At 43.4% G+C, this 13207-nt stretch carries 13 protein-coding genes; 7 read left to right on the top strand and 6 right to left on the bottom strand.

Translation table 11 applies throughout. The features are described from left to right. Positions 1 to 47: 47 nt before the first annotated feature. The gene (locus MHM98_RS02790; protein WP_239437709.1) at positions 48 to 512 is read right to left on the bottom strand and encodes a chemotaxis protein CheX; all 465 of its coding nucleotides are present in this window, start codon (positions 510 to 512) and stop codon (positions 48 to 50) included. 24 nt (positions 513 to 536) lie between these two features. Further along, positions 537 to 980 (bottom strand): transcriptional repressor, encoded by a 444-nt coding sequence (locus MHM98_RS02785; RefSeq protein WP_239437708.1) that lies wholly within the window; start codon positions 978 to 980, stop codon positions 537 to 539. Between the two features lie 376 nt (positions 981 to 1356). On the opposite strand from MHM98_RS02785, the gene MHM98_RS02780 reads away from it, so the two are divergent. The 6 genes from MHM98_RS02780 (at position 1357) to MHM98_RS02755 (ending at position 6141) form a co-directional block, all read left to right on the top strand. Further along, entirely contained in the window at positions 1357 to 2214 is an 858-nt protein-coding gene (locus MHM98_RS02780; RefSeq protein WP_239437707.1) for a hypothetical protein, read from the top strand. A 10-nt stretch (positions 2215 to 2224) separates the two neighbouring features. Further along, positions 2225 to 3535, top strand: coding sequence for a DUF4785 domain-containing protein (locus MHM98_RS02775; protein WP_239437706.1), 1311 nt, complete (start codon positions 2225 to 2227; stop codon positions 3533 to 3535). Positions 3536 to 3618: 83 nt separating this feature from the next. Beyond that, positions 3619 to 4158, top strand: coding sequence for a hydrolase (locus MHM98_RS02770; protein ID WP_239437705.1), 540 nt, complete (start codon positions 3619 to 3621; stop codon positions 4156 to 4158). 125 nt (positions 4159 to 4283) lie between these two features. Beyond that, entirely contained in the window at positions 4284 to 4625 is a 342-nt protein-coding gene (locus tag MHM98_RS02765; protein WP_239437704.1) for a PadR family transcriptional regulator, read from the top strand. Beyond that, entirely contained in the window at positions 4618 to 5289 is a 672-nt protein-coding gene (locus MHM98_RS02760; RefSeq protein ID WP_239437703.1) for a permease prefix domain 2-containing transporter, read from the top strand. The genes MHM98_RS02765 and MHM98_RS02760 overlap by 8 nt, the downstream gene beginning before the upstream one ends. A 78-nt stretch (positions 5290 to 5367) precedes the next feature. Beyond that, positions 5368 to 6141 carry an isocitrate lyase/phosphoenolpyruvate mutase family protein gene (locus MHM98_RS02755; RefSeq protein WP_239437702.1) on the top strand — a complete coding sequence of 258 codons (774 nt, stop codon included), beginning with the start codon at positions 5368 to 5370 and terminating at the stop codon, positions 6139 to 6141. Between the two features lie 22 nt (positions 6142 to 6163). Here the strand turns inward: MHM98_RS02755 and MHM98_RS02750 are convergent, their stop codons facing one another. Continuing rightward, complete coding sequence (locus MHM98_RS02750; protein WP_239437701.1) at positions 6164 to 7087, bottom strand: helix-turn-helix domain-containing protein; 924 nt, start codon at positions 7085 to 7087, stop codon at positions 6164 to 6166. Positions 7088 to 7185: 98 nt separating this feature from the next. Here MHM98_RS02750 and MHM98_RS02745 point away from each other — a divergent pair, with 98 nt between their 5' ends. Continuing rightward, positions 7186 to 7749, top strand: coding sequence for a cysteine hydrolase family protein (locus MHM98_RS02745; protein WP_239437700.1), 564 nt, complete (start codon positions 7186 to 7188; stop codon positions 7747 to 7749). A gap of 57 nt (positions 7750 to 7806) precedes the next feature. Here MHM98_RS02745 and MHM98_RS02740 read toward each other — a convergent pair whose 3' ends face one another. The 3 genes from MHM98_RS02740 to MHM98_RS02730 are packed head-to-tail and all read right to left on the bottom strand — an operon-like array spanning position 7807 to position 12899. After that, positions 7807 to 10920: an efflux RND transporter permease subunit gene (locus MHM98_RS02740; protein WP_239437699.1), complete on the bottom strand. Its 3114-nt coding sequence runs from the start codon at positions 10918 to 10920 to the stop codon at positions 7807 to 7809. A 5-nt stretch (positions 10921 to 10925) separates the two neighbouring features. Beyond that, complete coding sequence (locus MHM98_RS02735; RefSeq protein WP_239437697.1) at positions 10926 to 12242, bottom strand: hypothetical protein; 1317 nt, start codon at positions 12240 to 12242, stop codon at positions 10926 to 10928. 9 nt (positions 12243 to 12251) lie between these two features. After that, positions 12252 to 12899 carry a TetR/AcrR family transcriptional regulator gene (locus MHM98_RS02730; protein WP_239437696.1) on the bottom strand — a complete coding sequence of 216 codons (648 nt, stop codon included), beginning with the start codon at positions 12897 to 12899 and terminating at the stop codon, positions 12252 to 12254. Positions 12900 to 13207 lie beyond the last annotated feature (308 nt).

Here is a 13207-nt window from a genome sequence, read left to right as displayed (position 1 = left end):
GGCGAGCATCGCTGCTCGCCTTTAATAGCCATATTTAGTATATGGATTTATTGGTCGAAACAAATCTCGATTACTGCATTACCGTCTTCAGAGGTAAATGGAATCATAATTTTTGTGCCGTCACATAAATGAGTAATAGCGTGATTTTTACCAGATACGATGATCGGGGTCGCCATATCAAACTCATAGCCTTTCTCACCTAGCAAGTTTTTGGCGCCGCCAGTTACCATGTTCGTGATTTCACCTACCATATCAGTTACTTCTTCGTTAATGGTATCTGGTGCTTCACCTAACATGCGATGCATGACTTTTAGAGCAAGTGATTCTTCAAAAGAAATTGAAAGGGAACCTTTGGTGGTTGGTCCCACCATGCCAATAAGACCTGATACATCGCCATGGGCAATGGCATTTTTCTTTAGTGCTGGCTTACCGGGTTTAAGTTCTGTACTGGCCATAGTTTTTAGAACATTGAGGAGGGAGTCTAAAAACGGATTGATAAAATCAACATTCATCTTTTCAATTCTTCCTTTTAAAAATTAATCTTCTCGGCAGTTGTGGCAAAGGCCACGTGCTTCCACAGTTTGACTGTGAATTAAAAAATCGTTCAATCTCGCTTGCTCATTTAGCGATTGCTGGATCTGTGGCGAGTGCAACTCTTGGACGTCATTACAGCCTTCGCAAATGAGTAATTGCAGCTGATGATCATCGGTAAAGTGATTACAGGCGATAAACGCATTTTGCGATTCTACGCGGTGGATAAAGTGCTGTTCTAACAGGAAATCTAATGCACGGTAGATAGTCGGTGGCTTGGCGCCACTGTCAGTTTCACGTAAATCATCTAATAAGTCGTATGCGCTAACTGCACCGCCGTGAATTAACATGAGTTCGAGAACTTTTTTACGGGCATTGGTAAAACGCGCACCGCGTTCTATACATATTGCTTGTGCTTGCTCTAACAGGGCAGAAATATCTTTATTCATTAATCGCTTCTTTTATTTATTTTTTTAACCTTATCACGGCGAGCTACCCTTGATAAGTCATTGCTTGAATTCCTAATCTTAATCGCTTTTTTTATATTCGTCACACTTTTATTACTGCTTAAAAAATATTTTTGCCACTGGTTGAACAGTTATCTAAACAAACTCCAACTAATTCACTTTGAGTTAATTTCTAGACTTATCGGTTTTACAACGCATGTTTGGAGTAAATACTTTATACGTTAGTGCGAAACAAATGTTTTAAATTGCTTTTGTTTCGCAAAATCATGCGCTTGCATTGCTAAAAAACCAATGTTAAAAAAATGTTGCAATCGGTCTGGTTAGACCTCCTAAAACAATAATAACAAGAGGAAGCAACATGAAAAAACTACTCACAAGTTGGTGGATAGCGTTGGGGCTTATTAGTACACCAGCCTTGGCAAACAAAGGTATTGCCTTTGTGCATGGTACTGGTATGCAAACAGATGCCTACAATGATTACTGGACTGGAGATTTTGTCCATTCTGTCAGCCAAGGGCTCAATGACTCATCAATGTACACCGTCATTAATTGTGATTTTGACCAATTTATGTGGGATCAAAAAGCGGCAGGTTGTTTAGCCGAACAGCTTTCCAGTTTTATCAACGACAAAAATATCTCTGAGATGATAGTTATCACGCACTCTAACGGTGGCAATGTCATTCGCTGGATTATGTCAAATCCAACTTTTGATAGTCGCTATCCAGCAATCATCAATGCAACATCGAAAGTTATTGCATTAGCACCGTCGAGTCTTGGAACGCCGTTAGCCGATGCGGTGCACCAAGGGAATGTGTTTGAAAGTAGTCTGGGTTGGCTATTGGGTTATGGCTCTGATGCTGTAAAACAACAACAAGTTAGTTGGATGCATTATTACAATCAAAACTTCTTAAATGGCACTGCTGGTCGTCCGGCTTTGGCTAAGCCATTTAAAGCAGTGGTTGGCTCTGATGTTGATTCTGCGTTTTGGGATGGCGATAGCTATTGTGCAGGTTATCAATATCAGGTTGCACTTGAGACAACCCAAAACTGGTTAGATTCATGCTCTGATGGCTTTTTAAACTGTTCGTCGCAAGCTGGCGCAGGAACAGTATGGTTCACCGATAAACAGCGCACTAGAGGTCGCGAGCCTTTAAGCCATCAACAAAGTCGCCGCGATTGTTTTAATCTCGACGTAATTTTACGCAACGATATTTAAGGAGAGCACCATGAAATTATCGACATTATCACTGGTGATCTTCACCTCATTAGTAACGCTGCCTGCATCAGCACAGCAAAGCGCTAAATTAGCACCGACTAAGGCGCAGTTAGTTCAGTTGCCTGCACCCGAGGCGACAATTGAAAAACAAGCAGTGCATTTTAGCCGCCCGTTGACGGCTCATCAGCTAACGGCAGGAGATATTGGTTATCGCTCGGTAAGCGATGAATACTGGTTAGAAATAGATGGCCGCACATTGAATAAAGGCGTTGAGTTGTCAATCAACCAGCCTGAGGCGATTATTCGCTTGTCCGCCAAGCAAACTGGCGTTAATACACTGCCAGCTGATCACGCCATCGATCCACAAACGCTTGAACTTCGCAAAGACAGCAAGCTGGTGGAAAAAGCATTTACACAGCGAGTAACACAGGAGCAGCTAGCGACAGCGAGTATCCTTGCTAATTCCAGTGCAGTGCGTGTTTCTCCAAGCGCTGGCACAGGACACTTTCAATTGCGAGTCGGTCAAGAGTTAGCACCTGAGCAGCAATATATCGTCAATGTAAAAGAAAAAGGCAGTGCGATAGAGCAGCAGCTTTCTACTTCACAACAGGCCTATTTAACTGGGCAGCAAGCAAGTTTCAACGCGACGGTATTTTCTAAACAGACTGAGTTAGCTGACGCTGTTCACACCGCTTTTATTAAAGCGCCTAGTGGTGATTTAACGCCTGTCTCGATTGAGAAGCGTGATGATGGCTTTAGCTTCAAATTGCCGCAATCGTTGCCAGAAAATAGTCGAGGCCAGTTAGTTGAGCTTCACGTGCAGTCCAAAGCTGTTATGGATAATCGCGAGGTGCTACGTCACGGAAAGATTGGTTTTGCTGTCGCACAGCCAACTGCCAATATGACGATTGATAGCGCAACCTTGAATGCCGCCAAAGTTGATTTAAATGTGGGGAGTGAAGGTCGATATGCCGTCAGCGGTATTGTTTATGGTAAAGACCAATCAAATAAATATGTATCTATGATGGAAAGTAGCTCTGCATATTACTTAACACCTGGCAAGCAGAGCATTGAACTGCGATTTGATAAGGGTATTCTCGACAAATCAAATTTAGTGCAGCCATTTGTATTGCGCGATGTTAAGTTGATGGATCAGAGCCGCGTGGCAGTCGTGCAGCGTCAGTCTGCGCAACAACAAACCGTATTAGCAACGCCGAAAGTAGAGCAACAAGTTTCTAGTGGTAGTGTTTCGTTATTGAGTTTAATGGGTTTAATGGGGCTGATTGGTGTGAGTCGTGCTTCGAGAATGCGTCGCGACTAACTGAGCTCTTGTCTAATTGAATCGTGGGCCTGCTTGAGTTATAGATCTCAAGCAGGCTTTTTATTATTGATTAGGGGATTAAGATGCTAGAACGTGAAAACTGCGGTTTGATGATTGTGGATGTACAAGGGACTCTCGCTCGAAAAGTTATCGCGAGTGATGAGGTGATAGCCAATATTGCCCGCTTAGTTCAATGTGCGCGCATTCTTGATTTACCGATAATCTGGCTAGAGCAATACCCGCAAGGCCTTGGCGCGACAGTCGAAGAAATCAGTGAGTTTTTGGATGGAATTCCACGTTTTGAAAAGTCACATTTTAATGCTATGGCAGAGTCAGATATTGTTGAAGCCATTGCGAATACTAATCGCCAGCAATGGTTAGTGACGGGTATAGAAGCCCATATTTGTGTTTATCAAACGGTTTCATCGCTACTCGCTGAAAACTATCACGTTGAAGTTGTTAGTGATGGCGTTTCTTCGCGAAAAAACAGTAATCGTGAATTAGCACTCTCGAAGATGTCTCAACTTGGTGCCAAGCAAACAAGCGTTGAGATGGCGGTTTACGAGCTGCTTAAAAAAGCGGGTACTGATACCTTCAAAAAGATTCTTCCGTTGATTAAGTAACCTGAGTTTGGGTTAGTTAATCAACGTCATAGGGCATGTAGCTTACTTATTTAATCTACAATATAGAATATATTTCTTGACTTCTTTTTATATCTTCTACATTGTAGATGTAAAGGGAGAGGATAATGACAACTAAAGATAAGTTTTTAGGAGAATTCGAACAGTTTTTACTGCTGTCGATTCTTAAATTGGGCGATGAAGCGTATGGCACCACTATCCGTCAGTTGCTCGCCGATAAAATCGAGCGGGATGTCACTATAGGAGCGCTTTATACCACACTCGATAGGCTAGAAAAGAAAGGCTTTGTTACCAGTAAAATGGGAGAGGCGACAAGTGAACGTGGTGGCCGCGCTAAAAAGTACTTTCGAGTTTCAGCTCTCGGCGAACATGCGCTAAAGCGCTCTAAGCAGGCATTACAAGTGATGTGGCAAGATGTGGCGCTACAGGCGGGGCACAGTTATGAGTAATGAATCCAAATCTACTTATATTCGTCCACCAGTATTCGCGTGCGGTTTCCTGTCATGGGCGCTTCCGTCTGAGATTAAAGAGCCAGTACTCGGCGATCTCGAAGAAGCTTTTTCCGTCAAGTTACAACAGCAGGGCGCGTTTAGTGCCAACCTATGGTATATCCGCCAAGCACTGTTAAGTGGCTCTGCGTTTATGTTTAAAACTCAAGGGAGTGTGATTATGTTTATTTTTGCAATGCTTTTCTTTCTATCGATGGTATTAATGGCGATGGCAATGGCGTCGAGTATCTATGTATTCATTGATGTACCAAGCTTTTTACTCGTTATTCCGCCTGCGCTCATTTTTACTTGTGGGGCAACATCTTATCGTCAGGTAAAAACGGCCTTTGGGATGCTAATCAACGCTAGTGATGACTACGATCTTAAAATATGCCGGCAATCACAGCAGGTGTTCAGGGTATTAGGTAATAGTGGACTGATGCTGGGATTTTTTATGATATTAATTGGTTTTATTTCAATGGGAGCCGTGATGGGCGACATGGAGCACTTTGGTACAGCGGCATCCGTTGCTGGAATATGCGTAATCTACGGATTAGCGGTCAAGCTTCAATCGTACATTGCTGAGCAAAAGATGAAAAACTTAGCCATGGCACTTGAACAATAAAAAATGCTCGTCCAGTTTTCGGTAGCTGGCACCTCATTTAAATCGATATTCTCCAGTTATCAATAACGGGAGAATATTATGAACTTCAAGCAATTACACCAACAAGATGATGCCTTATTACTTTGTAATGTGTGGGATGTTACCAGCGCAAAGCAAGCACAGGCATTAGGCTTTAAAGCCATTGGCACCTCAAGCGCTGCTATAGCCACGAGCTTAGGTTATCAAGATGGCGAAGCAATGGACTTTGCTACTTTGCGATTTATGGTCGAGCGCATCGCGAATAACACATCATTACCATTAAGTGTCGATATCGAAGCGGGATTTAGCGAAAATCCGTTGGTGGTTGTGCAGCACATCAAAACCTTGGTCGAGCTTGGCGTAGTGGGCGTTAATATCGAAGATAGCGTTGTTACTCATAGCACTAATACGCGAAGCCTAGTGGACAGTGAGCTGTTTGCGCAGCGCCTTGAGCACATTAGTATGCTGTTAAAAGAGCAGGGCGTTGATGTCTTTATTAATGTCCGTACCGATCCCTTTTTACTCAATCTTGATAATGCACTCGAAGAAACACTGTCTCGACTAGTGCGTTATCAGGCGGCGGGTGCTAATGGTATTTTCATTCCCTGTATCACCGAGCAAAGTGATATCTCAGCATGTGTTGCCAGTACTTCATTACCCATCAACGTGATGTGCATGCCGCAATTAGTAGACTTTGAAACCTTATCGGCGCTTGGGGTTAAGCGCATTAGCATGGGGAGTTTCTTGCACGAGAAGTTAGCTAAAGAATGTCATCATCATTTTAAAACGGTTCTAGAACAGCAATCCTTTACATCAGTGTTTAGCGATGCTTGAAAAACATAAAATGGCATTGCCGTTAGACGAATCTTGCTCTAAATGCCGATGGACTTAATCCCATCGTTTTAATAAATACTTTGCGAAAGCTATTGGCATCTTCATAGCCAAGACCAAGTGCGATATGTTCGAAGCTTTGCGTTGTCGATTCGAGCAAATCACAGGCTTTTTGAACGCGAATACGCTGAATATATTGCACCGGTTTAAAATGGGTGGCACTGCTAAATTGCCGTAAGAATGTGCGTTCACTCATGTGAGCTAACTCGGCTAGTTTTTTAATGCACAATGGCTCGTCAAAATGTTTTTGAATATAGTGCTGAACTTGCAAAATGGAGGTATTGCCGTGATTAAACCTTGGCGTAAAACTGCCGTAGTAACGCTGCTCTCGTTTGCCAGTATCGACAATCAAGAACTTGCCTAACGCGCGCATGATTTGTGGCCGGGTAAATTGAGCAACCAGCTCTAGCCCGAGATCAATCCATGACATAATGCCGCCTGCGGTAATGACATCGCCGTCGTTAATCAATAAGCTCTCAATGGTTAAATTTACCGTGTGAAATTGCTCAGTAAAATCGTCAGCAAGTTGCCAGTGAGTGGTGGCAGCGCGGTGATCTAACAGTCTGGTATTGGCTAAGATGAACGCGCCAGCACAGGCGGAGCACAAAATACTGCCCTGTTGATGGGCAGTGGTGAGATAGCTTAATAGCGATGCCGTTGGCGTTTTGTAATAGTCACCGCTAATAGCTGGTGGCAATATGATGACATCACCTGTGTCTTGAGTTGAAGTTATCTCATCTGGTGTCGCAATACTCACTGCAAACTGGGCGTCGAATTGATGATTACTCGTAATATTATTGGCCATCATAAAGAGCTCTTTTAGTCCTTGAACAGCACTTTGCATGGCATGCGGGTAATCAATTATTACAATGGAAATTCGATTTGTCATTTTTGAACTGTTTTATGGCAGTTACGCCATAGGCACGAGAAAAGAGTATTTTGCATAATAGCCTCATCAAATCACTGAAACAATAACGAGAGCTTATTATGTCTAACACTGCATTATTACTTATCGATTTACAAAACGATTACTACTCAACATTCGATGGCGCTAAATGGCCATTATCGGGCACCGAACAAGCATCGGAAAATGCTGCTAAATTATTCGCAAAATTTCGTGAACAGGGACTGCCTGTTGTTCATGTTCGCCATGAATTTCCAACCGATGAAGCGCCGTTTTTTCTGCCAAATTCAACGGGTGCTCATATTCATCAAAGCGTCGCTGCGCTTGATAACGAGCCTGTGGTTTTGAAATCACAAATTAATAGCTTTCGCGATACTAACCTCAAGCAAATTTTAGATGAGTTGAAGGTTGAAAAACTAGTAATTGTGGGGGCGATGAGCCACATGTGTGTTGATGCAGGTGTGCGTGCTGCTGTTGATTTTGGTTTTGAGTGTCACGTCGCGCATGATGCCTGTGCAACACTGGATTTAGAATTTAATGGTCAGGTTGTGCCAGCTGAGCAAGTGCATAATGCCTTTATGGCGGCGCTGAGTTTTGGTTATTGTAATGTTGATACTACAGATAACCTACTGACATTAGCCTGGTAATAAATGACGTCATGTTAACGTGAATAGATGCGTTAACATGACGATTTAGATTGATAGTTAATGGCTATCCTCTAAATGGTGCTTAGAGGTTAAACCAAAGTCTTCCAGTAGCACGTAAATAGTCGGTAGCACGATAAGGATCAATAGCGTCGATACTGACATACCAAAGATAATACTCACGATAAGTGGCTGTACAACTTGAGCTTGGAGACTAGTCTCAAACAGCAGTGGCACCGTGCCTGCAATGGTGGTTGCTGATGTGATAAAGATAGCTCTAAAGCGCTCTTTCGATGCCGATACCGCAGCAAGGTGTTTGTCCATGCCTTCTATTTGATGCTTTTTGATGTAAGCGACTAATAAGATGGAGTCATTTACCACAATGCCTGCTAGTGAGATAAAGCCAATCATCGACGGCATTGTCATGTCATAGCCAAGTAATAAGTGTCCCCACAGTACGCCGATTAGCGCTAGCGGAATGGCTAACATGACCATCACTGGCTCGAAGTAACTTCTAAATTGGAAGCTTAAGATAATAAACACGCCAATTAAGCCAAAGAGAAACTTCTGCGCCATCGATTTTCCTGTTTCTGCGCCGTTTTTAATTTCGCCTTCATAGGTCACTGAAATATCAGGGTAAGTTTCTAAAATCTCTTTAATGACCGTGTTTTGCAGTTGTACCACAATCTCGGTGGTATTGGCCTTGAGTGGATCGACACTAGCCGTTAGGGTAACTGTACGTTCGCCATCGATGCGATTAATACGAGTTAGGCCTCGTTGCAGGCTAAATTGCGCCAGCGATGACAATGGACGTTGGCTACCATCACTTAAGGTAATTGGATAATTTTTGAGATCGTCAAACGAGGTTTTATCCTGTTTTTGGAGCTGGACATAGATCTCGATATTATCGCTGCCACGCTGCACTTCTTCGGCTTTTTCACCAAAGAAAGCTGCGCGTAATTGGCTGATCACCGCGGTGCCATCCACGCCAAGTGATAGGGCACCTGGGTGTAATTGAATCACCCACTCTTCTTTACCTGAGCGCAAGTCATCCATGGTATTAGATACACCATCAAACTTGGCGATTTCAGGCTTGAGAATGGCAGACGCTGCAAATAACGATTCAATATTGGCGCTGTGCAGACGAATGTCGATGGCTTTGCCTGCTGGGCCTACCGAAGGTTCGTCAAACGATGCCGAGATAATCCCCGGAATTTCGTTAACGCCACTACGCCAAGCGTCAATAAAGTCCACCATTTTAGTACGACGGGTTTCAGCCGTAAGCAAGTCGACGCGAACCGTTGCTAGGTGAGCCCCTTGCTCATAGGCATCTGCGTTGCGGTTGTACTCAATAGTTGTGTGTTGCACTAGCGCCTGTTGCTCAGGTTGAAGCGGCGTTAGCGCTTCGTTGACCTTGTTAAGTTGGGCGATATATTTCGCCACCACGCGCTCAGTTTCGTGTAGCGGCGTACTCGGTGGTAATAGCAGCTTGAGTTCAACGGTATCGCCTTCGATATTTGGAAAGGCTTTAAATTTTAATAGGCCACCTGCCATCAAGGCGACAGACACAAAGAAGATAGCAAACACACCGCCGACAGTTTTATAGCGATGTGTAATGGCCAGCTCACACCATTTCACCAACACAGTTGAGCGGAAATATTGAAATTTCTCATTAAACTTTTGCTTAATGGCGTACTCTTTTTCAGGCTTGTTTTTACCGTGATGTAGCGAATGAATCAGGTGATTTGGCAAGATAAAGAAGGCTTCAATCACACTGACAAAAATCGTGGCAATCAGCACCAGTGGAATATCGCGTAGCACCTGACCGATATCGCCACTAATAAAGGCGAGTCCAGCAAACACTACAAAAGTAGTGAGGAAAGACGAGAATACACCGCCAGCGACACGTTGTACGCCTTCGACTGCGCCTTCGTTGATGTTGCCGCCACGCTCAACATGAGCAGCAATACTCTCGGCAATAACTATTGCATCATCCATCAAGATACCAATGGCCATTAGCAGCGCCACCATGGAAATCATATTGATACTCACGCCCATTAATGACATCAGGGCAAAGGCGCCAAGGAAGGATACTGGTAGACCCATAGATACCCAGAATGAATAGCGCATCGAGAAGAATAACCACATCACAACCAACACTAAGACAAAACCTTGCCAGCCGTTGTTAAGTAGCATGCTTAGGCGATCTTTTACAATTTTCGCACTGTCTTGGGTGAGGGTTAGGGTTACACCTTCAGGGGCTAATGCTTGCTCTTTTTCGGTGAACTTATTGACGACTGCAACTAAGTTAATTGAGTCCTGACTTTTGGCTTTTTCAATATTGATAATGGCAGCGCGCTGACCATCAAACAGGATTTTTTCTTCATCTAATTCAAAGCCTTCGCTGATGTGAGCAAGCTCTTTAAGTTTTAGCTGCGCGCCAGAAGCGGTGCTTTTGATCACTAGCTCGCCGATAGACTTAGCATCGAGTTGCTGCTGATCAAAGCGAATTAAAATAGTCTTATCTTTCGATGAGATATCACCGCCGGGTAATTTGACGTTTTGACGTTTAATTAGACGAGCAACATCATTGGGCGAGAGACCATATTGGCGCAGCTTGTATTGAGATAATTCGATTTTTAACTGGTGATCGGAAAACCCCTTTACATCAACAATAGAAATACCCGGCTCACGCTTGAGCTTGCGCTTGATGCTTTCAGCGTAGGCTTTAAGTTCAAAATCGGGCATATCGGCGGTAATCGCCAGTGAAATTAGATGCTGATTTTGGCCTAGCTCTCGCACCACTGGTTTTTCAGCGAGATCTGGAAAACTATCGATGGCATCGATTTCGGTTTTTACATCGGTGAGCACTTGACGGACATTCCCGCCTTCAACGATATCGATAGTGAGATTAGCTATACCTTCACGAGCTTCACAGCTGACTCTCTCAATATCGCTTAAGCCATCTACCGCGTCTTCCATTGGGATACACAAAGCTTGCTCAATATCTTGCGTACTTGCGCCTGGGTAGACAATAGAAGCTTGGATCTTATTGGTATCTATCTGAGGATAGGTTTCGCGTTTTAAGTTGGGCAAGCTGGTAATACCCGCCACAATTATAATGAGCATCAACAGGTTAGCGGCTGTTGGATGCTTTGCAAAAAAGCCAATCATGCGCGTTACTCCGGTTGTGTTCTAACTGTCATGCCATCGATAGCGGGCAATAAGTCTGTGGTAATAATTTCATCGCCTGGATTAATACCTTTGTTGGCGGCGATAGCGCTCATGCTTTGATTCTCAAACAGCACCTGTACCGCTTTTATTTGCAGCGTATTGTCTTGCACAACATAAACTTTATTGCCGTGAATCGCTTTACTTGGCACCGCAAGAATTTGATGTGCAGGCGAGATAATTTGTACCTCTAAGAACATATCGCTCATCACCGGCGTGCTATTGATAGGATCGAAGTTTTTCCAATTATTCGTTACTTCCACGATCATACCTACCGTATTACCTTGTGGATCTATGCTGTCAGAAACTCCTGTTACGCTGCCTGTCCATTGTTGGCTGCTTTCACCAGAGTACAGTGTGATACTGGCCTGTAAGCCAAGGCGTTTGACATCAGGTAAGCCGCTATCATTGGTCAAGCCGTTATCGATAGACTGACGAAGAAACTCTTTCATATCTTCAATCGAGAACTGTGCATTGATTTCCATGGTGCCGATTTGATTGGCTTTAAACAAAATAGATTGCTGATTAACCACTTGATCCAGCGCTGCATCGACTTGGGTAATGCGTGCATCAAACGGCAGTGTTACTACGGTTTTTTCTAGTCTGCGCTCGGCTTCCTTAACACGTGACTCGTTCACTTGAATACGCGCCTGTGCCACTTCAATATCGTTAGGGATCAATTTGACGTTGGTTTCTAAATTAAGCACTTTCTCTTGTTGCGCTAGAACATTGCTTTGCTCTTTGTCCACCGATGAACGGGAGATAGAGCCTTTACGCAACAAGTTCTTTTTGCGTTTAAGTTCTTTCTCTAAAATCGCTAGGCGATTCTTTTCAAATGCCAAGGATAGTTTCTGTTTTTCTTCGTTAAGATCGATACGCGCGGCATCGGCTTTAGCTGAATTGAGATCTGACTTTGCTTGCGCCAGTTTTAATTGATAATCCACAGGATCGATACGCAGTACTACAGTGCCAGCGGGTAATAGACGACCTTTTTTTAGATCGTCGTGACGGTAAGTAACGCGGCCAGAAACTTCAGATACCGCATGCCATGTTTCTTTCGGTTTAGCGCGGCCATAGCCTTTCACCGCCATAGAGAGCGGAATTATTTTCGCCTCTGTTGTGCTTACTAAAGGGGTCGATGCGACATTATCTTTAAGCGCTGGCGCAGGTCTTAACTTGACCAATAGTACTAAAATTACTATGCCTAGCGCAGGAAGAATCGCTAGCCAACGGCGGTTGCCTTGACCAAAAAGTTTGTTAAGCATGATTGTCTCCTAAATCGGATCTTGTGGGGGAGTCTCAGTTACAAAAAATCCGTTTTGTAATAGCAGACAGTTGTGATCGATGAGGCGCTGTAAAAAAGCTTCGTCATATTCGATACCATCAATAATGAACGCCACCTCACGGATGTACCACGGATATAGCGTGAGGCTCATTAGCGATAGTCTAAATAGTTTGGGATCGATGCCAGGGCGCAGTTTTCCGGCGTCATTAAAGCGTTTATAAACACCATCGAAGGCCTTGATATGTTTGGTTCCGAGGTTTTCAAGAAAATAGTCGCGGCATACCCCCTGATTGAGCATCACTTCGCGCAGCATAAGTAGCGGAAAATCGGGGGATTCTTTAATAACGTCGAAGAAGCTTTTAAAAAAGTCTTGTAAGTTGTCTAAGTTCTTGTCGTTAAGATGTTGATTGATTTTATCGACGATCTGTCCCGTTACTTCGGTAATCATTGCCTTGTACAAGCCTTCTTTATTGACGAAGTAATATTTGATCATCGCCGAATTAACGCCAGCGTGTTGAGCTAATTCGCGAATACTAACCTTGTCATAGGCTTTGTGGATGAATTTGGCACGCGCCGCATCAATCAATAATTGACGGGCATCACCAGCATTATTATCAGGACGACCTAAGGTGCTCATAAACAACTCGCTATTAAATGGGAACTAGTTAATCGTGTGATTAATTAATCGCACGATTAAATGATAACGAGGGAAGAAAAATTAGCCAGTAGATTAATTAATCGTAATTGGGCTTTTGATTAATTCGGTGTAAGTGATTATTTCGTGCTCATTAAAATAGAGTTTATATGCATGTTTTATTGAGATTAGTTATTGCGTCACTTGGCTAGATTTATTAGGGTGATAACTCTTGATTATCTTCACCCTAGCTATGGAATGACAGCTATCAAAAGGTATATTTCTCTTCTGCTCATATTGTTTTTATTGGT

The sequence above is a fragment of the Psychrobium sp. MM17-31 genome, from assembly GCF_022347785.1.
Lineage (GTDB): Bacteria > Pseudomonadota > Gammaproteobacteria > Enterobacterales > Psychrobiaceae > Psychrobium.
The sequence above is the reverse complement of the archived record's forward strand: the minus strand, read 5'-3'. Positions and strand labels throughout refer to the sequence as shown.

What these genes read in the sequence shown, in the direction of transcription:
- MHM98_RS02790 (WP_239437709.1), bottom strand. Translation starts at nt 512, where the DNA reads ATGAATGTTGATTTTATCAATCCGTTTTTAGACTCCCTCCTCAATGTT.
- MHM98_RS02785 (WP_239437708.1), bottom strand. Translation starts at nt 980, where the DNA reads ATGAATAAAGATATTTCTGCCCTGTTAGAGCAAGCACAAGCAATATGT.
- MHM98_RS02780 (WP_239437707.1), top strand. Translation starts at nt 1,357, where the DNA reads ATGAAAAAACTACTCACAAGTTGGTGGATAGCGTTGGGGCTTATTAGT.
- MHM98_RS02775 (WP_239437706.1), top strand. Translation starts at nt 2,225, where the DNA reads ATGAAATTATCGACATTATCACTGGTGATCTTCACCTCATTAGTAACG.
- MHM98_RS02770 (WP_239437705.1), top strand. Translation starts at nt 3,619, where the DNA reads ATGCTAGAACGTGAAAACTGCGGTTTGATGATTGTGGATGTACAAGGG.
- MHM98_RS02765 (WP_239437704.1), top strand. Translation starts at nt 4,284, where the DNA reads ATGACAACTAAAGATAAGTTTTTAGGAGAATTCGAACAGTTTTTACTG.
- MHM98_RS02760 (WP_239437703.1), top strand. Translation starts at nt 4,618, where the DNA reads ATGAGTAATGAATCCAAATCTACTTATATTCGTCCACCAGTATTCGCG.
- MHM98_RS02755 (WP_239437702.1), top strand. Translation starts at nt 5,368, where the DNA reads ATGAACTTCAAGCAATTACACCAACAAGATGATGCCTTATTACTTTGT.
- MHM98_RS02750 (WP_239437701.1), bottom strand. Translation starts at nt 7,087, where the DNA reads ATGACAAATCGAATTTCCATTGTAATAATTGATTACCCGCATGCCATG.
- MHM98_RS02745 (WP_239437700.1), top strand. Translation starts at nt 7,186, where the DNA reads ATGTCTAACACTGCATTATTACTTATCGATTTACAAAACGATTACTAC.
- MHM98_RS02740 (WP_239437699.1), bottom strand. Translation starts at nt 10,920, where the DNA reads ATGATTGGCTTTTTTGCAAAGCATCCAACAGCCGCTAACCTGTTGATG.
- MHM98_RS02735 (WP_239437697.1), bottom strand. Translation starts at nt 12,242, where the DNA reads ATGCTTAACAAACTTTTTGGTCAAGGCAACCGCCGTTGGCTAGCGATT.
- MHM98_RS02730 (WP_239437696.1), bottom strand. Translation starts at nt 12,899, where the DNA reads ATGAGCACCTTAGGTCGTCCTGATAATAATGCTGGTGATGCCCGTCAA.